Source organism: Bradyrhizobium sp. CCBAU 53338, assembly GCF_015291665.1.
In the GTDB taxonomy this organism is placed as follows: Bacteria; Pseudomonadota; Alphaproteobacteria; order Rhizobiales; family Xanthobacteraceae; genus Bradyrhizobium.
Genome location: NZ_CP030048.1, coordinates 4,099,354 through 4,125,409 on the forward strand (window position 1 = coordinate 4,099,354; position 26,056 = coordinate 4,125,409).

Sequence of the window (26,056 nt, forward strand, 5' to 3'; positions counted from 1 at the left end):
TTCCGGCGCGCCCCGCTGGGAACGGCGGCCCGCTTTTGGCATAAGGTTTCGGACCCAGGAGACTGCCCCGCAATGACCCCTTCCCGCGACATTTCCCGCCTGATCGAGATCATGGCGGCGCTGCGCAAGCCGGTGACCGGCTGCCCCTGGGACCTCGAGCAGAATTTCGCGACGATCGCGCCGTACACGATCGAGGAAGCGTATGAGGTGGTCGACGCCATCGACCGCGGCGACCTCGACGATCTCCGCGAGGAGCTCGGAGACCTGCTCTTGCAGGTCGTGTTCCACGCCCAGATGGCGTCGGAGCAGAACGTTTTTTCGTTCGGCGATGTCGTCGAGGCCATCACTCGAAAAATGATCCGGCGCCATCCACATGTGTTCGCCGACAAGGACGGCAACCTCGCCTCCTCGCACGTCAAGGAGGTCTGGGACCGCATCAAGGCCGAGGAGAAAGCCGAGCGCGCCGCGCGCCGGCGGCCGGAAGCTGCACCGAAGCACCAATCGCTACTCTCGGGCGTCAAGGCCGGCCAGCCTGCTCTGACGCGCGCAATGGAGCTGCAGCGCAAGGCCTCCACGGTCGGCTTCGACTGGAACGATCCGCGCGCTGTCTTGCAAAAGATCCGCGAGGAAGCTGACGAGATCGAGGCCGCGCTCGACCGCAACGACAAGCAGGAGATTGCGGAAGAAACCGGCGACCTCATGTTCGCCCTCGTCAACCTCGCCCGACACGTCGATGCCGATCCCGAAGCCGCATTGCGCGCGACCAACGCGAAGTTCGAAAAGCGCTTTGCCTATATCGAGCGGGCGCTGGAAGCGCAGGGCCGCACGCTGGAGCAGGCGTCGCTGGCGGAGATGGACGCGTTGTGGAATGCGGCGAAGACGGCAACCTGACACGGGGACACGCAGTGGAGATCAAACAGGACGACCCGAAAGCGCCCCATGTTGCCGCCTTGTTGGCGCATCATCTCGAAGAGCTGCGCAGCGTCATGGGGGAGCACGCGCAGGCACTCGACGCGAGCGGCCTGTCGGCTCCGTCCGTAACGTTCTGGACGGCCTGGCAGGACGATATGCTCGCTGGTTTTGGTGCGCTGAAGCAACTGGACGCAACGCATGGCGAAGTGAAGTCGATGCGCGCCGCACCCGCTGTGCGGCGGACCGGCGCCGGACGCTCGATTCTGAACCACATCATCGCTGAAAGCCGAAAGCGCGGATATTCGCGTCTGAGCCTGGAGACTGGGACGGCTCCCCTGCACGTTCCGGCCGTCGCGCTCTATCGCAGCGTTGGCTTCGTCTCCTGCGCGCCGTTCGCCGACTACCAGGCGAGTGCGCACAACCAGTTTCTAAGCCTCGACCTTTCGCGGTAACTTAACTAAGCGGCTCACGCCGACAAACGCGGCACCGCGTCGAACCTGTTCACCACGATATCCCGCTTGGTCTCGTCCACCCGCACGGTCATGTCGAAGCGGCCGTCGTGCAGCTCCTTGGCCAGCACCTCGGAATTGCGGTGCAGCCAGGAGATTCCCGCGCCGTCGGCAGCGTCGATCGAGAGGTCGAGCGTGGTGCGTTTGGCGGCAAGCCGTTCCTCGATCGCGGCGAGCAGCGCGTCGATGCCTTCGCCTGAGACGGCCGAGACCAGCATCGCAGGATGATCCTCCGGCCGGCGCGCGGCGATGTTCAAGAGCTCTTCGCGCTGCTCCGGATCGTAACGATCGATCTTGTTCCAGACCTCGATGATGCGGCCGGAATCGTCGGGGTTGATACCGAGCTGGCGCAGCACGGCGTCGACGTCGCTCTGCTGGGCCTCGGCATCCTCATGCGAGATGTCGCGGACATGCAGGATGACGTCGGCTTCCAGCACCTCCTCCAGCGTGGCGCGGAAGGCGGCGACGAGCTGGGTCGGCAGATTGGAGATGAATCCGACGGTATCAGACAGCATCGCCTTGCCGCCATGCGGCAGTGTCAGCGCCCGCAAGGTGGGATCGAGCGTCGCGAACAGCATGTCGGCGGCTTGCACGTCGGCGCGGGTCAGGCGGTTGAACAGTGTCGACTTGCCGGCATTTGTGTAGCCGACCAGCGCGACGACGCGGTACGGCACACGCTGGCGCCCGGCGCGATGCAGACGGCGCGTTGCCTGCACCTTCTTCAGCTCGCCCTCGAGCTTGGTGATGCGCTCCTGGATGAGGCGGCGGTCGGCTTCGATCTGCGTCTCGCCGGGGCCGCCCATGAATCCGAAGCCGCCGCGCTGGCGCTCCAGATGGGTCCACGATCGCACCAAGCGCGAACGCTGGTAGTTGAGATGCGCGAGCTCGACCTGGAGCGAGCCTTCCTTGGTCTTGGCGCGGCGGCCGAAGATCTCGAGAATGAGCCCGGTGCGGTCGAGCACCTTGGCATGCAATTCCTTCTCGAGATTGCGCTGCTGGATCGGCGCCAGCGCGCAGTCCATCACCACGAGCTCGACGTCGAGACTCTTGGCGAGCGCGGCAATCTCCTCGACCTTGCCCTTGCCGATATAAGTCGCGGGCCGGATCTGGCTGATCGGCGCAATGATGGCATCGGCAATGACGAGATCAATCGCACGCGCAAGGCCGGCGGCTTCGTCGAGCCGGGCCTCGGCGTCACGCTGGACATGACTGGCAGAGGCATGGCTCTCCGATTGCGCGTCGGCATTACCCGCACGCGCCCGCAAATAGGGGCCGATGACAAGCACCCGCCCCGTCTGCTTAACCCCTGCCGACCGCGGACGGTCGGCATCCCCGTCGAAATTCCGGGGTTCCAATCAGATCACTCTCAAGCCGGCTGATCCTCGCCGCCTTCGAACAGCTGGATCGGAGCGCCCGGCATGATGGTCGAGATCGCATGCTTGTAGACCAGCTGCGAATGACCGTCGCGCCGAAGCAGCAGACAGAAGTTGTCGAACCAGGTCACGATGCCCTGGAGCTTCACTCCGTTGACCAGAAAGATCGTCAGTGGCGTCTTGGTTTTGCGAACGTGATTAAGGAAGGTGTCCTGTAGGTTTTGTGCGCGGTCTGCCGCCATTGTTTTTTTCTCGCTTTGAGTTTCTTTTTATAGCGCCGGTCGCGGCCCTGTTTTGAAAGTTTGGGCCTTCGTCCGGTTGCCGTCCCTCATGAGATCCCCCTCTAGGGAACAGCAGGATGATTAGAAGGCAGGCGAACACTTTAGGCAAGCCGCTTCACGCGGCAGGGCGCGCCGATTTTCTCCGAAAAATTACGGAAACAGATGATTTTCCTCAGATATCCCTAAAGGTAGCGCCGCGCCGTCGCGCGTCAACCGACCCCGAGCGCCTTCAACTTCCGGTGTAGCGCCGAACGTTCCATGCCAACAAACTCGGCCGTACGAGAAATATTTCCTGAGAAACGGCTGATCTGGGCAATCAAATAGTCGCGCTCGAACACTTCACGTGCCTCGCGCAGGGGCAGGCCCATGATGTGCTCGCCATTGTTGCTGGTCGGCATCGCCGGGACCATCGAACCGACGTCCTGCGGCAGCATGTCGGCGGTGATGATCACCTCCGGCCCGCCGGCAGCCAGAATCATGACTCGTTCAACGTTGTTGCGGAGCTGGCGCACATTACCCGGCCAGACATGCGATTGCAGCACCGCCATCGCGTCCTGTCCGATCTGCCGCTTGGGCAGGCCGCTGCCGGCCGAGATCTGCTCCATGAAATAGTCGATCAGCTCAGGAATGTCCTCACGCCGCTCCGACAGCGCGGGCACGCGGATCGGCACTACCGACAGCCGATGATACAGATCTTCGCGGAAATGGCCGGCCGCGATCTCTTCTTCGAGATTGCGCGCGGTCGAGGAGATGATGCGGACGTCGACCTGCACCTTGGCGGTGCCGCCGACGCGCTGGAACGACTGCTCGACGAGCACGCGCAAAATCTTGTTCTGGGTCTCGCGCGGCATGTCCGCGATCTCGTCGATGAACAGCGTGCCGCCGTGCGCCTCTTCGAGCGCGCCGGGCTTGCGCGGCTGCTCGCCGTTGGATTGCTCGACGCCGAACAGCTCGTGCTCCATCCGCTCCGGCGTGATCGCCGCGGCGTTGATGACGACGAAGGGACCGTCGGCGCGACCCGAGGCCGTGTGCAGCGTGCGCGCGGTCAATTCCTTGCCGGCGCCGGCGGGGCCGACGATCAGGATCCGGCTGTTGGCTTTGGCCGCGCGCTCGATGGTCTGGCGCAGCTGGTTCATGCTGGGCGAGCGGCCGACGAGCTGGCTGGCGCTCGGCGCGAGCTGCTTCAGCTCCTTCACCTCGCGCTTGAGGCGCGAGTTTTCCAGCGCGCGGTTGGCGACCAGGATCAACCGGTCCGCCTTGAATGGCTTCTCGATGAAGTCATAGGCGCCGCGCTTGATCGCGGCGACTGCGGTCTCGATGTTGCCGTGGCCGGAGATCATCACGACAGGCAGGTCGGCATTGTCCTTCTTGACCTGCTCCAGGAGCTGCAAGCCGTCGAGCTTGGAGCCTTGCAGCCAGATGTCGAGGAAGACGAGGTGCGGCCTGCGGTTGGCGATTTCGGCCAAAGCCGAGTCGCTGTCGCGTGCCGTGCGGGTGACAAAACCCTCGTCTTCGAGGATGCCCGCAACGAGATCCCGAATATCGGCCTCATCATCGACAATCAGAATTTCACTTGCCATGGGTCGCGCCTGTCTTGTCAGCTGCCTGTTGAGGCTTCGATTTTCGTTGAATCATTGGTCTTTTCAGCGGGCTCTTTGGTTTCGGCCGCCGGCTCTTTTGTTTCCTGCGTCACGACGGCGCCATCGGCCTTCTTGGCCTGGCCGGAGATCGCAAAGCGCATCCGCATCCAGGCGCCACGCTGGCCCTGGCGGAAGTCGGAGGCGTCCTTCAATTCGATACGGCCGCCATGGTCTTCGAGCACGCGGCCGACGATGGCGAGGCCAAGGCCGGTGCCCTTGGCGCGCGTCGTCACATAGGGCTCGAGCAGCCGCGAGCGTGCGACCTTGGGCAGGCCGATGCCGTTGTCGATGACGTCGATCAGCACGTCCTCGCCGTCGCGCGACACCACGACGTCGATGCGACCCTTTCCCCCGTCCTTGCCAAGCTCCTCCGGCGGCACCTGCTCGATCGCCTCCGTGGCGTTCTTGACGATGTTGGTGACCGCCTGCGAGATCAGCCGCCGGTCGAACTGGGCGCGCAGCGGATCCTCCTTGAATTCGGCCTCGATATCGAGCTCGGGATGGGCGACCTTCATCAGGAACACCGCCTGCCGCACGGTGTCGGCGACGTCCTCGCCCTCCATCACGGGCTTTGGCATCCGGGCGAAGCGCGAGAACTCGTCGACCATGCGCCTGATGTCATCGACCTGGCGCACGATGGTGTCGGTGCACTGGTCGAAGATCTGCTTGTCCTTGGTCTCGGTGATGTCCTTGCCGAACTTGCGGCGGATGCGCTCGGCCGAGAGCTGGATCGGCGTCAGCGGATTCTTGATCTCGTGGGCGATGCGGCGCGCGACATCGCCCCAGGCCGAGGTGCGCTGCGCCGAGACCAGCTCGGTGATGTCGTCGAGCGTGATGATGTAGCTGTCGTGCGGCTGGTTCTTCTCGGCGCTGACCCGCACCGACAGATTGCGCTCGGTGCCGTCGCGCGTGATCGTGATCTGGCCCTGCACCAGGCGCTGGGTCCCTTCCCGCGCCGTCGTCATCATCTCCTCGAGTTCGGGCAGCACGTCGGAGAGCGGATGGCCGAGCGTCTCGGCCTCGGAATGCCCGATCAGCTTCTCGGCGGAGCGATTCAGGATGCCGACGCTGCCGGAGGTGTCGACACCGATGATGCCGGCGCTCGCCGACGACAGCACGGCCTCGATGAAGCGGCGGCGGCTGTCGATGAGGTCGCTGGCGTTGACGAGCTCGTCGCGCTGGCTGCGCAGTTCCTGCGTCATCTTGTTGAAGGTCTCGCCGAGCTGGGCCAAATCGCCTTCCGATTTGTGCACGGGCACCTGGACATGCAGATCGCCGGTCGAGACGGTGTTGGCGGCGTTCATCAGCCGCCGGATCGGCGCCACCAGAGAGTTTGCGAAGTTGAGCCCGATCAGCACCGAGGCCATCAGGATGGTCAGCGCGATCACCGCGAACATCAGCGCGAACGCGACCTGAATCCCGAGCTTGCGCGACTCGATCTGGGCGTATTCGGCGACACTCAGCTCGGTCTGCCTGAGCTGGGCGACGACCCTCGGATCGAGGGGGCGCGCGACGTAGAGGAAGGTGTTGGTGAAGCCCCTGAGCCTGATCACGGCGGCCACCAGATTTTGATCGGGCAAGACCGCGATCTCGGGCTCGTTCTCGTTGACGTTCTGAAGAAACTCCGGCGCAGGCGGCGCAAAGGCGAGCGGAACGCCACCGGTTTCCGCCGACAGGATCGGATTGGCGTCCTTGCCCATGAGCATCGCGCCCGGCAGGTTGCGTGCCGCCGCGCTCGAGGTCAGGAGCTGCAGGAACGACTGGCGGTCCTGGTCGAACAGCATCGGAACGCGCGAGACGTCGTTGGCCATGCCGAGGATGTCGCCGCGGATCACTTGCGCGTGCTCCTGCACATAGGCGCGCGCGATCGTCAGTGAGTTCTGAATCACTTCCTTGGTCGGACCCGAGAACAGCCGGTCGAGGCCGCGCTCGATCGTGACGTTGGCGACGACGGCGACCAGCACCGCCGGCAGCACGGCGACGATCGAGAACAGACCGACGATCTGGACATGCAGCCGCGCCGCTGCCCGTCCCCGCCGGCGGGCCTGGATCATCTGCCAGACCTCGCGGCCGATGATCCCGATCAGGAGCAGGATGGTGCCGGCATTGATCGCCAAGAAGGAGCTGACGACCTCCGGGGTCGGCTCGATGCTGGTCAACCCGGTCAAGACCAGGAAAGTCAGGAGCGCCGACAGCAACGCCAGCGCAACGGCAAACGGTCCCAGCCAGCGCCACACCGACCAGCGCCGGGGCTCTTCCGCTGGAGCCGTGTCAAAGGATGCGGCCGAGGTGTCTGCGCTGGTCATTCCGGGCAATGGGGTGCTGAAAACAGGTCCGCGACGCGCGGATACTGATGTATTCGTACCACATTGTTGCCGAATTGCGACAATTCCGCGGCGTCTATCCCGCGGCGGGCGGGCGCATCCACAGACGATGGTGGCCACCGGCGAGTTTCCCCGGAACGGAATCCGGCCATTCCGGCTTAAACCGGCATGGAAAGAATATTTCTCGCAATCATGGTCTCGGCGGTGCTGCTGCTGATCGTGGCCTCTGACCTTCTGGTCAACGGCTCAAGCAGGCAGGAGCAGACGGCGGAGATGGCCAATATTCAGCCGATCATGGCGCGCCTCATCAGATAGATGATGAGACGCCACGCCCTGCGGCCCGACGCTTCATTTTCCTGTGTTCCAGCGGAACATTCAGCCCGATCCGGACTTCTGCTCACCGCGCAGACCACAACGGCCAGCGCGATCCGGACAGGCTCAGCTCCGCTTTGGTAGGGGGAGCTGAGCCACTCCCGCGCAAACGCGTTGAGCGTTTGTCGCGATGATTAGCCCCCGCTCCTGTACACCTGGATATCGAGATCTCGGATCTTCTTCCGCAGCGTGTTGCGGTTGAGGCCGAGCAGGTCGGCCGCGCGGATCTGGTTGCCGCGGGTGGCGGCGAGCGCGGCCGTCAGCAGCGGCACCTCGATCTCCTTGAGGATGCGGTGATAGAGGCCCGGCGGCGGCACGCCGTTCGGAAAACCCTGGAAGTGCGACGAGAGATAGGCTTCCACCGCGCCGCCGAGATTGTCGACGCCCTGCTGGACCGCGGCCCCCGGGCTGACCGAGGGCGGCGCCAGCTCGCCGTCGATGACGGAGGCCGTGATCACGTCCTGCGGATAGAGCGCGGCGAGGCGGCGGGCGAGGTTCTCCAGCTCGCGCACGTTGCCGGGCCAGCGATGCTGCTTCAGCCGCTCCAGCGCCAGCGCGTCGAGCTTCTTCGGCGGCAATCCGTCCTTCTCGGCGAGAGCGAAGAAGTGACGCACGAGATCCGGCAAGTCCTCGATGCGTTCGCGCAAGGGCGGCAGCCGCAGCGGCACGACGTTGAGGCGGAAGAACAGATCCTCGCGGAACAGCCCCTGCTGGATCAGCACGCGCAGATCCTTGTTGGAGGCCGCGACGATGCGCACGTCGGTCTTGATCGGGGTGCGACCGCCGACGGTGGTGTATTCACCCTGCTGCAGCACGCGCAGCAATCGGGTCTGCGCCTCCATCGGCATGTCGCCGATCTCGTCCAGGAACAGCGTGCCCCCCTCGGCCTGCTCGAACCGGCCGGAGGCCCGCGTGTTGGCGCCGGTGAACGCGCCGCGCTCGTGGCCGAACAATTCGGACTCGATGAGATCGCGCGGGATCGCCGCCATGTTGACCGCGACGAACGGGCCGTTGCGGCGCTTGCCGTAATCGTGCAGCGCGCGCGCCACCAGCTCCTTGCCGGTGCCGGACTCGCCCGTGATCATCACGGTGAGGTCGGTCTGCATCAGCCGTGCGAGCACACGGTAGATTTCCTGCATGGCCGGCGACCGGCCGACCAGCGGGATCGCCTCCATCTCGGCGTCGTCGTCGGGCGTTGCAACCCGCTCTTTCGGCTCGGCGAGCGCGCGGCCGACGATCGCGATCAGCTCCTTCAGGTCGAAGGGCTTCGGCAGGTATTCGTACGCCCCACGCTCGGAGGCGCGGATCGCCGTCATGAAGGTGTTTTGTGCGCTCATGACGATGACGGGCAAATTCGGCCGCATCTTCTTGATCCGCGGCAGCAGGTCGAAGGCGTTTTCGTCCGGCATCACCACGTCGGTGATGACGAGATCGCCCTCCCCCTGGCTGACCCAACGCCACAACGTCGCGGCGTTGCCGGTCAGCCTGACTTCGTACCCGGCTCGGGAAAGTGCCTGGTTGAGAACCGTGCGGATGGCGGTGTCGTCATCAGCTACGAGAATGCTACCTGCGGGCATCGTTAATCCTCATTTTGCCCCCTGTGATGCAGACGACGACTTCCCGGCAGAGCCGTCGCGACTGCTGTGATCGGTTGTCCTGGCCGATGTCGAGTACATCGGCATCAGCACGCGGAAGGTGGTCTTGCGCGGCTGAGACTCGCATTCGATGATGCCCCCGTGATCGCCGACGATCTTGGCAACCAGAGCAAGACCGAGGCCAGAGCCGGTCTGCTTGGTGGTCACGAAGGGATCGAACAGGTTGGGCAGAAGATCATCAGGTACGCCTGGTCCATTGTCCCTCACGCAGAATTCAAGCGGCAGGGATACCCGGGTTTTTTGACCGGGGACTGACAGGCGCACGCCTGGGCGGAATGCGGTGGTGAGCTGGATCTCGGCGTCGGGCACGTCGATTAGCGCTTCGGCGGCGTTCTTCACCAGATTGAGGAAAACCTGGATGAGCTGATCCTGGTTCGCCAGCACCGGCGGCAGCGAGGGATCGTAATCCTCGATGAAGCGGATGTTGCGGGCAAAGCCGGACTGCGCCAGCCGCTTCACGTGATCGAGCACCGAATGGATGTTGACGGGGCCGCGCACCACGGGCCGCTCGTCGCCGAACACCTCCATGCGGTCGACCAGCGTCACGATGCGGTCGGCCTCGTCGCAGATCAGCCGCGTCAGCATGCGGTCTTCGGTCGAGGCCTGCTGCTCGAGCAACTGCGCCGCGCCACGGATGCCGGAGAGCGGATTCTTGATCTCATGCGCCAGCATGGCTGCCAGAGCGATCACCGAGCGCGCGGCGCTGCGGTGGGTGAGCTGCCGGTCCATCTTGTCGGCGATGGAACGCTCCTGGAGCATCACAACGATATGGCCCGGCCGCTCGGTCAGCGGGGCGACGTGGAGATCGACCTGACGATCGCCGCCCATGCGCGGCGTGCCGAGATCGACCTTGTACTCGTTGACCGGCGAATTCGACGAGCGCACCTGGTCGATCAAGGCCAGCAAGGGACTTCCGAACGGCACCAGCTCTTTCAGCGACTGCCGCTTCAGGAACTGTGTCGAGATATCGAAGAACGCTTCGGTCGCGATATTGGCGGCGACGATCTTGCCGTCCGGCCCGATCATGAGAACGGGATTGGGCAAGGCATCGAGAATCGCGTCGCTGTCGGTCGGCTTGCGATGGTCGGCGGCTGAGGTCATGCAGCGGCGCTCCATGCGAAGTCGTCGTACGCATCTTGCAGCGACTTGTGGACCAGATGCGGATCCTCAGACGTCAGAATCTTCTGGCGCCAGGCCTTCAACGTCTCGACCGGGACGCTGCTCGCTTCGGCAGCAACATCGAGCGCCCAGCCGAGATGTTTGCGTGCATGCTTGAGGCCCACGCGCATGCCGTAGAGCGCGCAGACGCCGTCATAAAGTGTGCGGACGTAATTCAGCTGCGTGGCGAGCGACGGCGTGGCTTCGGCCGCCCCGCCGTTCAGGCGGCGGCCGATCTCGCCGGGCAGCCAGGGCTGGCCCTGCGCGCCGCGGCCGATCATCACGGCGTCGGCGCCCGAGGCCTCGAGCGCCGCGAGCGCCTTCTCGAAAGTGGTGATGTCGCCATTGACGACGAGCGGAATGGTGATGGCCTCGCGGACCGCGCGGATCGCATCCCAATCGGCCTCGCCCTTGTAGAACTGGCAGCGAGTGCGGCCATGGACGGTGACGAGCTTGACGCCGGCGGTCTCCGCACGACGCGCCAGCTCGGGAGCGTTGCGGGTGCGATCGTCCCAGCCGAGTCGCATCTTCAGCGTCACCGGCACTTTCACGGCTGATATCGTGGCCTCGATCAGGCTCACGGCGTGATCGAGATCGCGCATCAGGGCCGAGCCGGACTGGCCGCCGGTGACGTGGCGTGCCGGACAGCCCATGTTGATGTCGATGATGTCGGCGCCCTCGGCTTCGGCGATCCTGGCGCCCTCCGCCATCCAATGCGCCTCGCAGCCGGCGAGCTGGACCACATGCGGGCCGACCCCGGTCGCTTCGCAGCGCAACCGCGACATGCGGTGGCCGTTGGCGAGTTCATCGCTGGCGGTCATTTCAGAGACGACCAAGCCGGCTCCAAGCTCGGCGGCAAGCCTGCGAACTGGTGAGTCCGTCACTCCCGACATCGGTGCCAGGAAGACCGGATTGGCGATATCAATATCGCCTATTTTCAACGGCTTAGAGCCTGATACTGCCGAGCCGGTCACAGGGGTCTCGTTGCGTGGGCAGGGCCTCATCGCGCCTGCCATGGCCTATCTTGCGCACAATTCTTGTGCAGTCAAGCGCCATGCCTACAGTTTAGACAGTTCTGCAGATCTTTCAAGTGCAGTGCAGCAAAATGCTGAATCCCACAATCCGGGGAAACCCCCTTTTTTTGCGGGCCTGCCGTGCTAGAGGCATGCCGGCAATCACCCCTCTTCCGACTCTTCCCTTAACAGCTGAATATTTGAGTCCTATGGCGAAATCACAGCGCACCGCAGTCGTTCTTGTCGCGGCCGGACGTGGCCTGCGCGCAGGCGTCGGCGGTCCCAAGCAATATCGCCAGATCGGCGGCGTGCCCGTGATCTATCGCGCAATGGAAGCGTTCAGCACCCACCCCGACGTGTTCGCCGTGCAGCCGGTGGTAAATCCCGACGACAGCGCCATCTTCACGGCCGCGGTCGCAGGCCTCAAGCACGAGGCGCCGACCAATGGTGGTGCGACGCGTCAGGCCTCGGTGCTGTCAGGCCTCGAAGCGCTGGCCAGGCACAAGCCCGACATCGTTCTGATCCACGACGCCGCGCGCCCCTTCGTCTCTTCGGGCGTGATCTCGCGCGCGATCGAGGCGGCAGGCCGCACGGGCGCCGCGATCCCCGTTGTCCCTGTCACCGACACCATCAAGGTCACCAGCGCGAGCGGCGATGTCGAGGACACGCCGGACCGGGCAGCCTTGCGAATCGCGCAGACGCCGCAATCCTTTCGTTTCGATGTCATCCTCGAAGCGCATCGTCGCGCGGCAAAGGACGGACGATCTGATTTCACCGATGATGCTGCGATCGCCGAATGGGCGGGATTGACGGTTGCGACCTTTGAAGGCGATGTTGCCAATATGAAGCTCACCACCCCGGAAGATTTCGTGCGCGAGGAAGCGCGCCTTGCCAGCCTGCTCGGCGACATCAGGACCGGCACGGGCTATGACGTGCACGCCTTCGGCGATGGCGACCATCTCATGCTCTGCGGCGTGCGCGTGCCGCACACCAAAGGCTTCCTGGCGCATTCCGACGGCGACGTCGGCCTGCATGCGCTGGTCGATGCCATCCTCGGCGCGCTCGCCGACGGCGATATCGGTTCGCACTTCCCGCCGAGCGATGCGAAGTGGAAGGGCGCCTCCTCCGACCGGTTCCTGAAATACGCCATCGAGCGCGTCACGGCGCGCGGCGGGCGCATCGCCAATCTCGAGGTCACCATGATCTGTGAGCGGCCGAAGATCGGCCCGCTGCGTGACGTCATGCGCGCGCGGATCGCCGAAATCTCCGGCGTCGACATCTCCCGGGTCGCCGTGAAGGCGACGACCAGCGAGCGGCTCGGCTTCACCGGCCGCGAGGAAGGCATCGCGGCCACCGCGAGCGCCACCATCCGCCTTCCCTGGAGCGTCTAGACCATGGGCGGCAGCGACGCACGCGCCCTCTCCCGCTCGCTGCTCGATCTATGCCGGATGCGCAAGCTGACGATTGCGACCGCCGAGTCCTGCACCGGGGGTCTCGTCGCCGGCGCCCTGACCGACATCCCCGGCTCGTCGGACGTGATCGACCGCGGCTTCGTCACCTATTCCAACGATGCCAAGCGCGCGATGCTGGGCGTCGAGGCCGGCACGCTCACCAATTTCGGAGCCGTCAGCAAAGAGACTGCGACCGCGATGGCCATCGGCGCACTGGAGCGCGCCGGCGTCGATCTTGCGGTCGCCATCACCGGCATTGCCGGCCCCGGCGGCGCCACGCCCGGCAAGCCGGTCGGCCTCGTGCATTTTGCCGCCGCCGCGCGCGACGGCCGCATCATCCATCGCGAGCAGCGTTTTGGCGCGATCGGCCGCACGGCGGTCCGTCAACGCTCGGTGGTCGAGGCGCTCCGCATGCTGATGGAACTCGCCCGCGGCCCGCAAGCCCCTGCCAAGCCGCGCCGCGCCGCGGCGGCAACGCGGCTCCGTCCCCGTGCCACCCGCTCGCCGCGAAGGCACGCCGTGAAACGAAGGCCGCCGCGTTCGCCGCGGCGTTGAAGTCCCGTCGCCCGGATGGAGCGAAGGGCAATCCGGGCTACAAGAGGTTGCGTTGCCCGACGAGCAAAACACCCGATCAGCGGGTCAATCGTCGCTGGCGAAAATATTCTCCTTTACCGAATTTCTGATTTGCAGTAGACATCCGCCACCTCATCCCGGTCAGGGGGCGTATCGCGATCGTCACGAACGTGGGATGAGCCGTGGTGGACGTTGGTCACACCGGCGCGAAGGGTTTTGCAGGGCGGGCAACCGTGAGCAAAGGCCTCGCGCACACGACCGGTGTGACGGCGTACGGCAAAACCGTGTCGTCCTGACGCCCGGAGTCTGTGCGTCAAGTCTTGCGGTGATGCGTGCAGCCCAACCGGGCCCGCGCATCAGCCATCTGCAAGGCGACGGGGGCAATAGTGCATCGCTCCCCGGGGAGACCACGGCATAAGCCGTCAACCCACTGCGCAGGGAAGGCCGGATGTTTTGGCTTCACCTGTATGCCGCTGTGCAGCCTCTTGTAGCGCAGATATCGCACAGTGGACCGCGGGTGCCAGCCGGCACCCGGTCTTCCCTGCACCCTCTGACATCGGAGGGATGATGCGGCGATGCAAGGCTCGGGCGCAACGCGCCGCGAGGATGAGAAGGTGTGTCTGCAAATTGAGACGAGAGCGAATGACCCTCTGTGCAGGCCTCGTACTCCGTCATCGCGAGTTCCTCGCGATGACGACGGCGAGAGAACGTGCTACGAGGACGCCAGTTTCGGCCGGCCGTAGATCGCGTCGGCGCGCTTTTCGAACGCGGTGGAGAACCGCGCGAACGCTGCGTCGAACATCGAGCCCATCAGCATCGCCAGCACGCGGCTCTTGAATTCATAGGCGAGAAAGAAGCCGACGTCGCAAAAGTCGTTGCCTTCCTGCTGGCCTTTCGGCTCGAACGTCCAGCGGTTTTCGAGATTGCTGAACGGACCTTGCAGATATTCGACCAGGATCTTCAGATTGGCGCGGTCGAGCGTCACGCGGCTGGTGAAGGATTCCTTGACCAGCTTGAACGACACCGTCATGTCGGCGACCAGCACCTCGGTGCCGTCGGGCTTGGCCATGCGCTGGCGGATTTTCAGCGCGCTGCACAGCGGCACGAATTCCGGGTAGCGCTCGACATCGGCGACCAGATCAAACATCTCGGATGCGCTGTGAGTGACACGGCGCTTGCTCGAAAATTTGGGCATGTCAGTCTAGCGGGCCGCTGCGGCCCGCGCGGCCTTCAATCTCGCAAAGTCCTCGCCGGCGTGATGCGACGAGCGGGTGAGCGGGCTTGCCGATACCATCAGGAAGCCCTTGGTGTAGGCGACCTTCTCGTAAGAGCTGAACTCGTCCGGCGGCACGTATCGCATCACGGCGTGATGCTTGCGGGTCGGCTGGAGATACTGCCCGATGGTCAGGAAGTCGACGTCGGCCGAGCGCAGATCGTCCATTACCTGCTGCACCTCGTGGCGCTCCTCGCCGAGGCCGACCATGATGCCGGACTTGGTGAAGACGGTGGGATCGAGCTCCTTGACCCGCTGCAGCAGCCGGATGGAGTGGAAGTAACGCGCGCCCGGCCGCACCGTCAGGTAACGCGACGGTACGGTCTCGAGATTGTGGTTGAAGACGTCGGGCCGCGCGGCAACGACCACCTCCAGCGCGCCTTGCTTGCGCAGAAAGTCGGGCGTCAGGATCTCGATCGTGGTCGACGGGCACGCCGTGCGGATCGCGCGAATGGTCTGGGCAAAGTGCTCGGCGCCGCCGTCGGCGAGATCGTCGCGGTCGACCGAGGTGATGACGACGTGGGTAAGGCCAAGCTTGGCGACGGCCTCGGCGACATTCTGCGGCTCGGCTGCATCGAGCGCATTGGGCAGGCCCGTCTTGACGTTGCAAAACGCACAGGCCCGGGTGCAGGTGTCACCCATGATCATGAAGGTCGCGTGCTTCTTGTCCCAGCACTCGCCGATGTTTGGACACCCCGCTTCTTCGCACACCGTGTGCAGGCCGTTGGCGCGCACGATGTTGCGGGTGTCGGCATAGCCGCGGGTATTCGGCGCGCGGACGCGGATCCAGTCCGGCTTCGGCGGCGAAGCGGAGTCCGGCCGATTCACCTTTTCGGGGTGACGCGGGCGCAACGGGTTCGTGATGGTATCGACAATAACGACCATGATCTGTCCGGTCTGTTCAGGTCCTACCTAGTCGGTCTGGCTGCCTGCCGCAACCCGGCTCGCGCCGCCTCAGGGAACATGGCAGATATGGGCAATATCCTGCTCTGTTCTCAGGCGATTCTCACCTCGAATGGCTCCAACCTCGAAGACTTCCACACCGCGGCTCGGCAAGGCCCTGAAGCGCGGTTTTTTCGACCGCGGCGTCCGCGAGGTCGCCCACGACCTGATTGGCGCGACCATGCTGGTCGATGGCGTCGGCGGGATCATCGTCGAGGTCGAGGCCTATCATCATACCGAGCCGGCGGCGCACTCCTACAATGGCCCGACGCCGCGGAACCAGATCATGTTCGGTCCGCCCGGCTTCGCTTACGTCTATCGCTCCTACGGCATCCACTGGTGTGTGAACTTCGTCTGCGAGGAAATAGGCACCGCCGCCGCAGTCTTGATCCGCGCGCTGGAACCGACGCATGGGATCGCGGCAATGCGGCGCCGCCGTCATCTCCAGGATGTGCATGCGTTGTGCTCGGGCCCGGGCAAGCTGACGGAGGCGCTCGGGATCACCATCGCGCACAACACCCTGCCCCTGGACCGGCCGCCGATCTCACTGCATGCGCGGACCGAGGACGTCGAGGTGGCAACCGGAATCCGGATCGGCATCACCAAGGCGGTCGAGCTGCCCTGGCGCTATGGCGTCAGGGGCTCGAAATTCCTCAGCAAGCCGTTTCCGAAATAGACTTACGACGCCTGCTTCAGCCGCTCCAGCGCCTCGAGCAGCTTGGCCTTGCGGGCCAGCGCTGCCTCGCGCTTCTCGCGCTCTTCCTCGACGACCTCTTCGGCCGCGTTGGCGACGAACTTTTCGTTCGCGAGTTTCGACTCAGCCCGCTTGATGTCGGCGTCGGCCTTCGCGATCTCCTTGTCGAGGCGCGTGCGCTCGGCGGCGACGTCGATAACGCCTTTGAGCGGCAACGCGGCGACCTCGCCGCGCACGAGGAGCTGGACGGCTCCATCAGGAGCGCGATCGGCGAACGAAATGTCCGACAACCGCGCCATGCGCTTGATGACGTCAGTCCAGCGCGGAGCGCGCTCCTTGGTTTCGGCCGACGCGCCTGCGAGCACAAGCGCTGTCAGCGTCGACGGCGGGATGTTCATCTCGGCGCGCACCGAGCGGATCTGCGTCACGAGGTCGATCACCCAGCCGATCTCGGCTTCCGCCTTGGGATCGGTGAAGTCGGCATGATCGAAGATCGGCATCACGAACGCCGGCGACACCAGCGGATCGGTCGGCCCGGCCGCCGCCGCGAGCATCGCGAGCTGCTCCGCCGTCGGTTCGGACCGCTTCAGCGGCCACGGCGCCAAAGCGAGCAGACCGTCGCGCTTGGCCGTCACCTCCCACAGCTCCTCGGTGATGAAGGGCATGAAGGGATGCAGCAGCTTCAGGATCTCGTCACGCGCCCACGCGACCATGGCGCGGGTCTCGTCCTTGGCGGGGCCATCAGGACCGAGCAGCACGGGCTTCGCGAGTTCGACATACCAGTCGCAATAGACGTTCCAGACGAAGCGGTAGATCGCGCCGGCGGCATCGTTGAAGCGATACGCTTCGATGGCCTCGGTCACCTCGCGCGTGGTGTGCGCGCTCTCATGGGCGATCCAGCGGTTGAGCGTTTCCTTCGCCTTGGCCGGCTCGAACCCTTCGGGCACGGCGCAGTGGTTCATCTCCGCAAAGCGGGAGGCATTCCACAGCTTGGTCGCGAAATTGCGATAGCCCTCGACGCGGCTGGTGGCGAGCTTGATGTCGCGTCCCTGCGCCGCCATCGCCGCCAGCGTGAAGCGCAGCGCGTCCGCGCCGTATTCGTCGATCAGGTTGAGCGGATCGATGACGTTGCCTTTCGACTTCGACATCTTGGCGCCCTTCTCGTCGCGGACGAGGGCGTGAATGTAGATCGTCGAGAACGGCACTTCCTTCATGAAGTGCAGGCCCATCATCATCATCCGGGCGACCCAGAAAAAGATGATGTCGAAGCCGGTGACCAGCACGTTGGTCGGGTAGTAGCGCTTGACCTCAGGCGCGTCTTCGGGCCAGCCGAGCGTCGAGAACGGCCACAGCGCCGAAGAGAACCATGTATCGAGCACGTCCTCGTCGCGGGTGATGAAGCCTTCACGCTTGTTGCGGTCGAGCGCCATCTCGCGGCCCTGCTCGGCCGTGATCACTTCCTGCTCGACGTAGTAGCCGAGCGCGTGGCTGATCGCCTCTTCCTCGGTCTCCGCGACGAACACCTTGCCGTCGGGGCCATACCATGCCGGGATCTGATGGCCCCACCAGAGCTGGCGCGAGATGCACCAGGGCTGGATGTTCTCCATCCATTCGAAATAGGTCTTTTCCCAGTTCTTCGGCACGAACGAGGTTTCGCCCGAGCGCACCGCCGCGATCGCAGGCCTCGCCAGCGTCTTGGCGTCGACGTACCACTGGTCGGTCAGGTACGGCTCGATCACGCTGTTGGAGCGATCGCCGTGCGGCACCATGTGGGTGTGCGGCTCGATCCGCTCGATGAAGCCGAAGGATTCCAGCCGCTCGACGATGCGCTTGCGCGCCGCGAAGCGGTCGACCTTGTTGAACTCCTCGGCGAATTGCGAGGCGCCTTCCGGCAGGTCGCGCAGGTAATCCTCGTTGTCGACGAGATCGAGGCAACCTTCCCTGTCGAGCACGCTGATGCGGCGCAGGCCGTGACGATTGCCGACCTCGAAGTCGTTGAAGTCGTGCGCCGGCGTCACCTTGACCGCACCCGAACCCTTCTCGGGATCGGAATATTCGTCGGCAACGATCCTGATCTTGCGGCCGACCAGCGGCAGGATCACGTTCTTTCCGATCAGCTTCAAATAGCGCTCGTCCTCGGGATGCACGGCAACGCCGGTATCGCCGAGCATGGTCTCAGGACGCGTCGTAGCGACCACGATGAAGGTCGAGCGATCCTCCGGGTCGAACGTCTTGCCCTCGATCGGATAGCGCAGATACCAGAGGTGGCCCTTCACCTCGGTCTGCTGCACTTCGAGATCGGAGATCGCCGTCAAGAGCTTGGTGTCCCAGTTCACCAGGCGCTTGTCCTTGTAGATCAGGCCGTCGCGGTGCAGCTCGACGAACACCTTGACCACCGCTTTGGACAGGCCCTCGTCCATGGTGAAGCGCTCGCGCGACCAGTCGCAGGAGGCGCCGAGGCGCTTGAGCTGGTTGATGATGGTGTCGCCGCTCTCGGCCTTCCACTGCCAGACCCGCTCCAGGAATTTCTCGCGGCCCATCTCGCGGCGGCCCGGCTGCTGGCGCTCCAGCAGCTGCCGCTCCACCACCATCTGGGTGGCAATGCCGGCATGGTCGGTCCCGGGCTGCCAAAGCACGTCGCGGCCACGCATGCGCTCGAACCGGCACAGGATGTCCTGAAGCGTGTTGTTGAGCGCGTGGCCCATGTGCAGCGAACCCGTCACGTTCGGCGGCGGGATCACGATGGTAAAGGGCACCGCGTCGCGGCGGTCGGGACGGCCGGCCTTGAAGGCAAGGCTGTCCTCCCACACGACGGACATGCGGGCTTCGATATCGGCGGGCTGGTAGTTTTTCTCGATCATGGGGCTGCTAGAAAGCCGCACGCGGGGTTCAAGTCAACGGAAAGCTCGGCGGCAGAAGGGCTTTCCGGCCCGACCGGCAGGTCAAGTATGACACGGGAGCAGGGCTTTATCGGGGCCGAGGGGCCTGCTTCAGCGACCGCCGCGCGAGACCCGCTCGATTTCGGCCTTCACGATGCGTTCGACCAAGCCGGGCAGATTGTCGTCGAGCCAGGATTTCAGCATCGGACGCAGCATTTCCTTGACGAGATCCTCCAGCGTCCGGGCGTTGCTGCTAAGCACCGTGTGAGCCAGAGAGTTGAAGGCGGACTCGACTGCCGAGACGGTCGACTGGGCCAGGATCGGCTGCTGTGGCGGCAGCGGCGGCCCGTCGAAATCCACCGGCGCATAGGATGGCGCGGGCGCCGGACGAGGCGGCGGCGCTTCGGCGAATTCGAGGTCATCGCGCGGCTCGACCCTGCGGAAGCTCGGCGGCGGCGGTGCCGGTGCGGGATCCATCGCCATCTCGTCGGTCAGCTCGAGCACGTCGGGCTCAGGCTCAGGCTCCGGTTCCGGGGCCCGCACCTCAGGAGCAGGCGTCGCCTCGTCGAGGCCCGCCAGCAGCGCGTCGATATCGTCCTGGTTGTTGGGGCCGGCATCCGCCGCAGGCGCGGGCTGAGGCGGCGGCGCAGCGGGCTTGGCAGCCGGTGGCGGCGCGGGCTTTTCAGCCGCCGGTTTTGCAGGCGCGGCGACTTTGGACGGCGGTATGTCGGCCATCGCCTGCGGCTTTGGTGCGGGCGCGGCCGGCGCCGGTGCGGGCTTGGCAGCTTCTGCCGGCGGCGGCTTGGCCTCATCATCGGCAATGATGCGCCGGATCGAGGCCAGAATCTCCTCCATGGAGGGCTCTGTGACCTTTGCAGGCTGCGTCATCTCCGACTCCACATCATCAACGCCCTCGCATGCGTTGTTTTACACCAAGCACGACAGGATTGGCCGGTTCCGGATGTGTGCCCCGACATTTTCGTCGCGACAGCCAGACTTGTCCCCAGATCACGGCTCAGCGTCAGGCGGCGCGCCCCTGCCCCGTCACTCACGCAGTACCCACGCAACATCGGATGCGGAGCGAATCGACCCGCAGCTTCTTGGCAAGGCTATGTCAGGGATTTTGATGATTGCAAGCAAAGCACCGGTCGGCGTCGACTGTTTGCGAGGCCGACCGGAGAACTACGGCAATCAGCGCCCGTCAGGCGTGCGCACGCCGGCCCAGCTGTCGCGAACCTGGTGGTAGTGCACGCTGGGATCGTAGACAGTGGTGTTGAGGCCGAGCACCTGCGGCGCGAGACGGCCAACCGCATTGAGCACGGAGTAGGACGCGACCACGCGGTCATGCTGGGCGGTGACGAGCGCAACGCGCGCGTTGACCAGCGCCTGCTGCGCGTTGAGCACGTCGAGCGTGGTGCGCTGGCCGGCCTTGGCTTCTTCGCGCACGCCGTTCAGCGCGATCTCGGAGGCCGTCACCTGCGCCTGCGCGGACTGCACCTGCGCCTTGCCGGCTTCCAGCTGACCCCAGGCCTGCACGACGTTGGCCCGGGTCTGATCGCGGGTGGTTTCGAGGTTCAGTCGCTGCTGCGCCAGGTTTTCCTTCGACTGCCGGATCAGCGCGTATTCAGCACCGCCCTGAAAGATCGGCACGGACGCTGTCGCGATGGCGGAGGCGGACGTCGTTCGGAAAACGGTCAGGGTCTGCTGATACGACTGGCTGATGCCGGCCTGAACCGTGACCGTCGGCAGCAACGCACCTTCGTTGATCTTGACCTGGAGATAGTTGACGTCGATGCCATACATCGAGGCCGTGACGTTGGGGTTCTCCACCAGGCTGAGATTGACTGCAGAGGCGATCGAAGTGGGCAGGAAGCGATCGACCGGCGAACCCGGGGCCAGGTTCGAAGGCTCGTTCCCGATGATCCGGCGGAAGTTAGAACGCGTCGTCGTGAGATTCGATTCGGCGGTCAGTGCCTGGGTCTTGCCGGCAGCCAGCTGCGCTTCGGATTGCGCGACGTCTGTGCGCGTGACCTCGCCGACATTGAAACGATCGCGCGTCTGCTTGAGCGTCTGCTCGAGCACGCGCACGTTGCTGCGCTGAACCTCGAGCGTCGCCGAATCACGCAAGTAGTCCATGTAGGTCGTTGCAGCTTGCAGAAGCACCGTCTGCTCGAGCACGCGCAAAGCCTCGCGCGCTCCCGAGACCTGGCTTTCCGCCGCGCGCGTCTTGTTGGCAGTCTGGTTGCCGTTATAGACCGTCTGGTTGACGGTCAGGCTGGCGGCGTTGGGCTGCAGCGGCGGATCGCTATGGATCCCCAGGCCCTTCTGCACCGCCTGAATGTCCTGATATTGATAGCCGGTGCTGAGACTCAGATTGACCTTGGGGCGATAGCCCGACAGGGCCTGCGGCACGTTCTCGTCGGTCGAGCGCACCTGGGCGCGCTGCGCGTTGAGCTGCGGATTGTTTTGATAGGCGCGCACCAGCGCAGCCTCGATCGTATCCGCTAATGCAGGCGTCGGCCCGGCAAGTGCCGCCAGGAGGACCGAAACCGCTGCTCCGGTGAAAAGCTTCACCCCATGCATCCCTGAAATTCCGTTCATTCTCACGCCAAGCTCGTGCCCGCGAACCTGGATACCGTATCCGAGTGGAGTCGTTGCCCCGTAGCAACATAGGACGCGGTCAAGCGCGACGGAACTACCTCAGGGTGGTTCTCAGCGGAAACTCTTCACGTGCAGCATCCCGGCCACACTTCTGATTCAGAACGGTATTTTAACAGGATTTCGGCCGTCAAAAGACGAAGGCGGCGGCCCGTTCCAGGCCGGGCAGCACCGGAGCCGCCGCGTCGAACAACGGCCGATAGCCGAATTCGCCGTGGGAACGGGTTACGATCATGGCGCGCGACGGCCGTGATTCGGCCGAGACCCCGACCAGGCGTCCACCTTCCCGAAGTTGCCCAAACAGGCCGTCCGGCGTCACCTCGGTGGCGCCGTTGAGGACGATCACGTCATAGGGTGCGGCGGACGCCTCGCCGTCGACACAGGCCGCGGCTTTGCAGGTCACATTGGTGAGCCCCAGGTTGGCGACGGCTTCCCTGGCTTTCGCGACCAGAGCCGAATCGCTTTCCGTTGCGGTGACCTGACGCGCAAGCTTGGCGGCGAGCGCAGCGAGGTAACCAGTGGCGCAGCCAACGACCAGCACGTTGTCGTCCTCGCCGATCTCGGCGGCCTGAAGCAGCTTGCCGGTAAGTTGCGGCTTGATCAGGAAGCGCTTGGCGCCGCTCTCGCTGACGTCGAGATCGAGGTCGAGATAGGCCAGAGCCTGCCGGCTCGCAGGCACGAACAGCTCACGGGGAACCGTGAGCATGGCATCGAGAATGCGGCGATCGGTGACGTCATTGGTGCGCACCTGGCCATCGACCATTTTTTGGCGCGCGGTCGAGAAACCGGACATTTGCGGACCCTGCAAGGCGGACGATGCCGCGGAGATGGATTGGCGGCATCTTTGGAGCAGGCTCCGCGAAAACGCAACACGTCCGTTGGCCGGTCCGCCAACGGTTGCACAGCGCGTGGCGGCGGAGGAGAGAGGTCCTATTCGATCGCGACGGCAAGGCGGCCGATCAGGGCTGCCACTTCGTCCAGCCGCGCTGAATCGGGGCTCTCGACTGCGCGAGCAAGACACGCGAGGCACTCATCGTCGCTCAATTCAGGAACATCCGCCGGCAAAATCGAAGGGGCCAGTTGGACACGTTCGATCTCGATGTCGGGCATGGGAATCAGCTCCGTAAGAGTCCGGCCCCACAAAGCTCGAATTGAATTAAGTCGATTTGGTGCCGTGCAGGACACGTCCGCTTGAACGCGATTCTGCGCTTGGTTCGGACGCCTCGAGGCTGCGAACTTAGTCGAGCGACGTCGCCTGTCACATCAACAGCGACCCACAAATCATTGGTGAGAAAGCGGAATTTGGCTCCCCGGGCTGGATTCGAACCAGCGACCATCCGATTAACAGTCGGATGCTCTACCGCTGAGCTACCGAGGAAAAGAGCGAACCAGTCGCTCGCGCGGGGCTGCGTATAACAAAGCCGGTTGCGCTTGCAAAGGACGAATTCGCCATCGTGCGCAAAGCATCGAGAAAGGGCTGATCCAGCCCCTCCTCGGCTTGGGTCAGGTCAAATTACTCGGCGACGAACGAGGTGGACTTGGTGCCGGAATCGTAGCGCAGGCGAAGCGCGGTGAACTTGCAGAGGTTGACGTTCTTCCAGAGCACGGACTCGTTGTAGTTCTCCCAAACAACGCGGATATTCCAGACGCAGCCTTCGTCATTATCATCGTCGAACTCGACATAGGTGCTGGCCTGGTTCTGCAAGACCTTGTCCAGTTCGTTGTCCCATTCGTCCAAGCCATCGTCCGGTGTGTTGAAGCCGAGGAATTGACGTCGATCGGCGCAAGCGCCGCGGCAACCAAGGCGTTGCCTTGAACAGTTCGTCCGGAGCGTGGTCGAGAGTTTCGACGGCCTCTCGACCCGCGCTCCGGCTCGTTGCGCGACGCGAGACGCGCAACGAGCGAAGTCATATCGTTTCGAATTCTCCGTAGCAATGAACCAACATTCATAGATCGGCGGAGTTTGTTTTCTCCGGCGCAGGCACCGCCGCCGGCACTGTCGCGGCACCGTTGGCCTTGCCTGTAACGGCGCCAACCAGCGACTTCACGGGATCATCGCCCGGTGCAAAGCCGCTCTGGCGCAGGATCTCGTCGATCATCGGACGCAGCGCGTGGACCTTGAGCAGTTCGCCGGCGAGCCCCTCGCCGAAGCCGACGCCGCCGCCTGCAGCTCCGCTGCCGTTGCCGCCGAACGCACCGCCGGTGTGCAGGATGCGAACGTCCTTGAGGTTGGCGATCGGCTTGACCATCTCGGCCAGCGCCGACGGCATCGTCTCGATCCGCTTCTTGGCAATCTCGAAATCGATGACGTTGCTGCCGAGCTTGTTCTGCGCCTCGTTCTTCATGGTGATGACGGCGGCCTCGGCCTCACCGATGTTGCGCACGCCAACCGCCTTGATCTTGTTGGACTCGGCTTCGGCCGTCGCCAGCGTCTTGACGGCTTCGGCGCGGTCGAGCGAAGCCTTCTTGTCGGCTTCGGCCGCGACGATCAACTCGGTGGATTTGCGTTCGGCCTCGGTGCGCGCGGCCAGCACCTGGGTCAGTCGGGCGCGATCCGCGACTTCGACGGCGCGCGCGGTCACGACCTTTTCCTCCGCCGATACGGCGAGTGCTTCGGCCGCCTTGGCTTCGGCTACGGCCTCTGAAGTCTGCTTGCTCTTGGACGCGATCTGGATCTCGTTTTCCTGGGTTGCGATCTGGATTTCGCGCTGCGCATCGGTCTTGCGCTTGTTGATCGCGAGATCCGACTCGATGACGGCGGTCTCCTTGACCTGCTTGGCGCCCGCCTCCTTCTCCGCGACCGCCCGGTCGGTGTCGATGCGGGCGTTCTCCTCGGTCAGGCGCGCGGTCTGCGTCGCGGTGGCGACCTCGGCGCGCGTGCTCGCGGTCTTGTTGGCAATGTCGCGCTCCTGCGACAGCTCGGCTTCCTTCTTGGTCCGCTCGATCCCCAGCGTCTGCTGGCGCGCCTCCAGATCCTTCTGCGCGATCGCGACCTCGTTGTCGCGCACGATCGCGTTGCGGTCGCGTCGGCGGGTTTCCGTGATGGTCTTGAGCTGGGTCAGGCCTTCGGCGTCGAAGAAGTTCTCGGGGTTGAAGAATTTGACATCGGTCTGGTCGAGCTTCGTGAGCGATACCGACTCCAGCTCGAGGCCGTTGGATTTCACGTCGGACTCCACGGTCGCCTGCACGTGCTTGACGAAGTCCGAACGTTTTTCCTGGAGCTCCAGGATGGTCATGGTCGCCGCCACCGAACGCAGGCCGTCGACGAATTTGGCCTCGACCTGGTTGCGCAGGGCTTCGGCGTCGTTGGTCAATGCGCCCAGGGTCTGGCTCGCCAGCGCAATGCTCTCGTCATCCGGGCGAACACGGACATAGAACTCGGCCACGATATCCACGCGCAGCCGATCCTTGGTGATGAGGGATTCCCTCTCTTTCCGCTCGACCGTAAGCCTGAGCGTTTTCAGGTTCACGCTCGCATAGGAATGGAAGATCGGCAGGATCATGGCGCCGCCGTCGAGCACGACTTTCTTGCCACCGAGGCCGGTGCGCACGAAGGCCTCATCGCGCGTGGCGCGCTTGTAGAGAATGGTGAAGATAATGCCCAAAACGACGATCAGCGCGACGCCGATCACGGCCGGGACTGCGATGTCGAACATGATTTTCTCCGATAATGACTTAGCTGCTGCTTGGAGTAGGTTTTGTCGGTTTCAGTTCATCGTCAGCCCTGACAGCCACGAAACGCGTGTCGACGCGATCGACCAGGAGCACCAATGTGCCTTGGGGCAGCGGCGATGACGTGGGCGCGGCGACCGCCGAGACGAAATGCCTGTTGCCGTGGATGTCCGCGACGCTGACACGGCCGGGCGGCCCTTGGTCGAGCGGACCGACCACGACCTCCCCGACGCGGCCGACGAGATCGCCGAGGCCGACGGCGTAGCTCTCGTCCTTGGGAATGATCCGTGCGATGCCGCCGCTGGCGGCACGGACCAGCGGCACCGAGACGACGACCGCGGCAAGGGAGGCGATCGAGGCGGGCAACGGGCCGGCCACCATCCGTGCGACGTCCTGGATCAGGAAGCCCGTGATCGAGAAGGCGCCGAGCGCCAGCAACAGGAAGATCAGCAGCGGCACGCCGCCGACGTTGATCCAGGAGATGGCGTTGATGACGCCGTTGTCGCTGGGATGGCTGAAATCGATGCTGGTGCCGAGCATCTCGCTGAGCGAGGCCCCGACCAGCATCGTGACCACTTCGAGCGTGCCGACGATGAGGATCATGGCCGCCGCGATCGCGAACGGCCGGACCTCCGGCGACATGACGTGTTCGAGCAATGCGCTCATGACACGATGCT

Annotated in this window: 23 protein-coding genes and 1 tRNA gene; 6 read left to right on the plus strand and 18 right to left on the minus strand. The window is 64.5% G+C overall.

Annotated features, from left to right (window positions below; genetic code table 11):
* Window positions 1-72 precede the first annotated feature (72 nt).
* Together mazG and XH90_RS19280 are read left to right on the plus strand one after the other, a co-directional pair.
* Entirely contained in the window at window positions 73-891 is an 819-nt protein-coding gene (mazG, locus tag XH90_RS19275) for a nucleoside triphosphate pyrophosphohydrolase (RefSeq protein ID WP_194475935.1), read from the plus strand.
* Between the two features lie 14 nt (window positions 892-905).
* Window positions 906-1,364 (plus strand): GNAT family N-acetyltransferase, encoded by a 459-nt coding sequence (locus XH90_RS19280; protein WP_194475936.1) that lies wholly within the window; start codon window positions 906-908, stop codon window positions 1,362-1,364.
* Between the two features lie 14 nt (window positions 1,365-1,378).
* On the opposite strand, the gene hflX is transcribed toward XH90_RS19280, so the two are convergent.
* The 4 genes from hflX to XH90_RS19300 form a co-directional block, all read right to left on the minus strand.
* Window positions 1,379-2,776, minus strand: coding sequence for a GTPase HflX (hflX, locus tag XH90_RS19285; protein ID WP_194475937.1), 1,398 nt, complete (start codon window positions 2,774-2,776; stop codon window positions 1,379-1,381).
* 11 nt (window positions 2,777-2,787) lie between these two features.
* Window positions 2,788-3,036 (minus strand): RNA chaperone Hfq, encoded by a 249-nt coding sequence (gene hfq, locus XH90_RS19290; RefSeq protein WP_007591126.1) that lies wholly within the window; start codon window positions 3,034-3,036, stop codon window positions 2,788-2,790.
* Between the two features lie 248 nt (window positions 3,037-3,284).
* Entirely contained in the window at window positions 3,285-4,655 is a 1,371-nt protein-coding gene (locus XH90_RS19295; RefSeq protein ID WP_194475938.1) for a sigma-54 dependent transcriptional regulator, read from the minus strand.
* A gap of 17 nt (window positions 4,656-4,672) precedes the next feature.
* The gene (locus XH90_RS19300) at window positions 4,673-7,021 is read right to left on the minus strand and encodes a PAS domain-containing sensor histidine kinase (protein WP_194475939.1); all 2,349 of its coding nucleotides are present in this window, start codon (window positions 7,019-7,021) and stop codon (window positions 4,673-4,675) included.
* 186 nt (window positions 7,022-7,207) lie between these two features.
* On the opposite strand from XH90_RS19300, the gene XH90_RS19305 reads away from it, so the two are divergent.
* Window positions 7,208-7,354, plus strand: coding sequence for a hypothetical protein (locus XH90_RS19305; protein ID WP_194475940.1), 147 nt, complete (start codon window positions 7,208-7,210; stop codon window positions 7,352-7,354).
* A gap of 191 nt (window positions 7,355-7,545) precedes the next feature.
* Here XH90_RS19305 and ntrC read toward each other — a convergent pair whose 3' ends face one another.
* The 3 genes from ntrC to dusB are packed head-to-tail and all read right to left on the minus strand — an operon-like array spanning window position 7,546 to window position 11,165.
* Window positions 7,546-8,988, minus strand: a complete 1,443-nt coding sequence (ntrC, locus tag XH90_RS19310; protein ID WP_194475941.1) for a nitrogen regulation protein NR(I) — start codon at window positions 8,986-8,988, stop codon at window positions 7,546-7,548.
* 9 nt (window positions 8,989-8,997) lie between these two features.
* Window positions 8,998-10,167 carry a nitrogen regulation protein NR(II) gene (locus XH90_RS19315; RefSeq protein ID WP_194475942.1) on the minus strand — a complete coding sequence of 390 codons (1,170 nt, stop codon included), beginning with the start codon at window positions 10,165-10,167 and terminating at the stop codon, window positions 8,998-9,000.
* Window positions 10,164-11,165: a tRNA dihydrouridine synthase DusB gene (dusB, locus tag XH90_RS19320; RefSeq protein ID WP_194482741.1), complete on the minus strand. Its 1,002-nt coding sequence runs from the start codon at window positions 11,163-11,165 to the stop codon at window positions 10,164-10,166. The genes XH90_RS19315 and dusB overlap by 4 nt, the downstream gene beginning before the upstream one ends.
* Window positions 11,166-11,446: 281 nt before the next feature.
* On the opposite strand from dusB, the gene XH90_RS19325 reads away from it, so the two are divergent.
* Window positions 11,447-12,628 (plus strand): bifunctional 2-C-methyl-D-erythritol 4-phosphate cytidylyltransferase/2-C-methyl-D-erythritol 2,4-cyclodiphosphate synthase, encoded by a 1,182-nt coding sequence (locus XH90_RS19325; protein ID WP_194475943.1) that lies wholly within the window; start codon window positions 11,447-11,449, stop codon window positions 12,626-12,628.
* A 3-nt stretch (window positions 12,629-12,631) separates the two neighbouring features.
* Entirely contained in the window at window positions 12,632-13,243 is a 612-nt protein-coding gene (locus XH90_RS19330) for a CinA family protein (protein WP_194475944.1), read from the plus strand.
* 730 nt (window positions 13,244-13,973) lie between these two features.
* Here the strand turns inward: XH90_RS19330 and XH90_RS19335 are convergent.
* Both XH90_RS19335 and lipA read right to left on the minus strand, forming a co-directional pair.
* Complete coding sequence (locus tag XH90_RS19335; RefSeq protein ID WP_194475945.1) at window positions 13,974-14,456, minus strand: type II toxin-antitoxin system RatA family toxin; 483 nt, start codon at window positions 14,454-14,456, stop codon at window positions 13,974-13,976.
* 6 nt (window positions 14,457-14,462) lie between these two features.
* The gene (gene lipA / locus XH90_RS19340) at window positions 14,463-15,419 is read right to left on the minus strand and encodes a lipoyl synthase (RefSeq protein WP_194475946.1); all 957 of its coding nucleotides are present in this window, start codon (window positions 15,417-15,419) and stop codon (window positions 14,463-14,465) included.
* A gap of 130 nt (window positions 15,420-15,549) precedes the next feature.
* Here lipA and XH90_RS19345 point away from each other — a divergent pair, with 130 nt between their 5' ends.
* A complete protein-coding gene (locus tag XH90_RS19345; RefSeq protein ID WP_194475947.1) occupies window positions 15,550-16,152 on the plus strand; it encodes a DNA-3-methyladenine glycosylase in 603 nt (200 codons plus the stop codon).
* Between the two features lie 2 nt (window positions 16,153-16,154).
* Here the strand turns inward: XH90_RS19345 and XH90_RS19350 are convergent, their stop codons facing one another.
* The 9 genes from XH90_RS19350 to XH90_RS19390 all read right to left on the minus strand — a co-directional run bounded on the left by XH90_RS19350 (window position 16,155) and on the right by XH90_RS19390 (window position 26,045).
* The gene (locus XH90_RS19350) at window positions 16,155-19,031 is read right to left on the minus strand and encodes a valine--tRNA ligase (RefSeq protein ID WP_194475948.1); all 2,877 of its coding nucleotides are present in this window, start codon (window positions 19,029-19,031) and stop codon (window positions 16,155-16,157) included.
* A gap of 129 nt (window positions 19,032-19,160) precedes the next feature.
* Window positions 19,161-19,937 carry a PopZ family protein gene (locus tag XH90_RS19355; protein ID WP_194475949.1) on the minus strand — a complete coding sequence of 259 codons (777 nt, stop codon included), beginning with the start codon at window positions 19,935-19,937 and terminating at the stop codon, window positions 19,161-19,163.
* A 303-nt stretch (window positions 19,938-20,240) separates the two neighbouring features.
* Window positions 20,241-21,632 (minus strand): TolC family outer membrane protein, encoded by a 1,392-nt coding sequence (locus XH90_RS19360; protein WP_194482742.1) that lies wholly within the window; start codon window positions 21,630-21,632, stop codon window positions 20,241-20,243.
* A gap of 205 nt (window positions 21,633-21,837) precedes the next feature.
* A complete protein-coding gene (locus tag XH90_RS19365) occupies window positions 21,838-22,500 on the minus strand; it encodes a protein-L-isoaspartate O-methyltransferase (RefSeq protein WP_194475950.1) in 663 nt (220 codons plus the stop codon).
* Window positions 22,501-22,637: 137 nt separating this feature from the next.
* Window positions 22,638-22,817 (minus strand): hypothetical protein, encoded by a 180-nt coding sequence (locus XH90_RS19370; RefSeq protein WP_194475951.1) that lies wholly within the window; start codon window positions 22,815-22,817, stop codon window positions 22,638-22,640.
* Between the two features lie 193 nt (window positions 22,818-23,010).
* Window positions 23,011-23,085 (minus strand) — tRNA-Asn (locus tag XH90_RS19375).
* Between the two features lie 135 nt (window positions 23,086-23,220).
* On the minus strand, window positions 23,221-23,445 hold the full coding sequence (locus XH90_RS19380; RefSeq protein ID WP_246755531.1) for a hypothetical protein: 225 nt from the start codon (window positions 23,443-23,445) through the stop codon (window positions 23,221-23,223).
* A gap of 208 nt (window positions 23,446-23,653) precedes the next feature.
* A complete protein-coding gene (locus tag XH90_RS19385) occupies window positions 23,654-25,363 on the minus strand; it encodes a flotillin family protein (RefSeq protein ID WP_194475952.1) in 1,710 nt (569 codons plus the stop codon).
* A 19-nt stretch (window positions 25,364-25,382) separates the two neighbouring features.
* Window positions 25,383-26,045: an OB-fold-containig protein gene (locus XH90_RS19390; protein WP_194475953.1), complete on the minus strand. Its 663-nt coding sequence runs from the start codon at window positions 26,043-26,045 to the stop codon at window positions 25,383-25,385.
* Window positions 26,046-26,056: the final 11 nt, after the last annotated feature.

What these genes read in the sequence shown, in the direction of transcription:
- XH90_RS19390 (WP_194475953.1), bottom strand. Translation starts at nt 26,045, where the DNA reads ATGAGCGCATTGCTCGAACACGTCATGTCGCCGGAGGTCCGGCCGTTC.
- XH90_RS19360 (WP_194482742.1), bottom strand. Translation starts at nt 21,632, where the DNA reads ATGCATGGGGTGAAGCTTTTCACCGGAGCAGCGGTTTCGGTCCTCCTG.
- XH90_RS19385 (WP_194475952.1), bottom strand. Translation starts at nt 25,363, where the DNA reads ATGTTCGACATCGCAGTCCCGGCCGTGATCGGCGTCGCGCTGATCGTC.
- XH90_RS19330 (WP_194475944.1), top strand. Translation starts at nt 12,632, where the DNA reads ATGGGCGGCAGCGACGCACGCGCCCTCTCCCGCTCGCTGCTCGATCTA.
- XH90_RS19365 (WP_194475950.1), bottom strand. Translation starts at nt 22,500, where the DNA reads ATGTCCGGTTTCTCGACCGCGCGCCAAAAAATGGTCGATGGCCAGGTG.
- mazG (WP_194475935.1), top strand. Translation starts at nt 73, where the DNA reads ATGACCCCTTCCCGCGACATTTCCCGCCTGATCGAGATCATGGCGGCG.
- XH90_RS19305 (WP_194475940.1), top strand. Translation starts at nt 7,208, where the DNA reads ATGGAAAGAATATTTCTCGCAATCATGGTCTCGGCGGTGCTGCTGCTG.
- ntrC (WP_194475941.1), bottom strand. Translation starts at nt 8,988, where the DNA reads ATGCCCGCAGGTAGCATTCTCGTAGCTGATGACGACACCGCCATCCGC.
- XH90_RS19345 (WP_194475947.1), top strand. Translation starts at nt 15,550, where the DNA reads ATGGCTCCAACCTCGAAGACTTCCACACCGCGGCTCGGCAAGGCCCTG.
- XH90_RS19315 (WP_194475942.1), bottom strand. Translation starts at nt 10,167, where the DNA reads ATGACCTCAGCCGCCGACCATCGCAAGCCGACCGACAGCGACGCGATT.
- XH90_RS19355 (WP_194475949.1), bottom strand. Translation starts at nt 19,937, where the DNA reads ATGACGCAGCCTGCAAAGGTCACAGAGCCCTCCATGGAGGAGATTCTG.
- XH90_RS19300 (WP_194475939.1), bottom strand. Translation starts at nt 7,021, where the DNA reads ATGACCAGCGCAGACACCTCGGCCGCATCCTTTGACACGGCTCCAGCG.
- XH90_RS19325 (WP_194475943.1), top strand. Translation starts at nt 11,447, where the DNA reads ATGGCGAAATCACAGCGCACCGCAGTCGTTCTTGTCGCGGCCGGACGT.
- XH90_RS19295 (WP_194475938.1), bottom strand. Translation starts at nt 4,655, where the DNA reads ATGGCAAGTGAAATTCTGATTGTCGATGATGAGGCCGATATTCGGGAT.
- XH90_RS19335 (WP_194475945.1), bottom strand. Translation starts at nt 14,456, where the DNA reads ATGCCCAAATTTTCGAGCAAGCGCCGTGTCACTCACAGCGCATCCGAG.
- XH90_RS19350 (WP_194475948.1), bottom strand. Translation starts at nt 19,031, where the DNA reads ATGATCGAGAAAAACTACCAGCCCGCCGATATCGAAGCCCGCATGTCC.
- XH90_RS19370 (WP_194475951.1), bottom strand. Translation starts at nt 22,817, where the DNA reads ATGCCCGACATCGAGATCGAACGTGTCCAACTGGCCCCTTCGATTTTG.
- hfq (WP_007591126.1), bottom strand. Translation starts at nt 3,036, where the DNA reads ATGGCGGCAGACCGCGCACAAAACCTACAGGACACCTTCCTTAATCAC.
- lipA (WP_194475946.1), bottom strand. Translation starts at nt 15,419, where the DNA reads ATGGTCGTTATTGTCGATACCATCACGAACCCGTTGCGCCCGCGTCAC.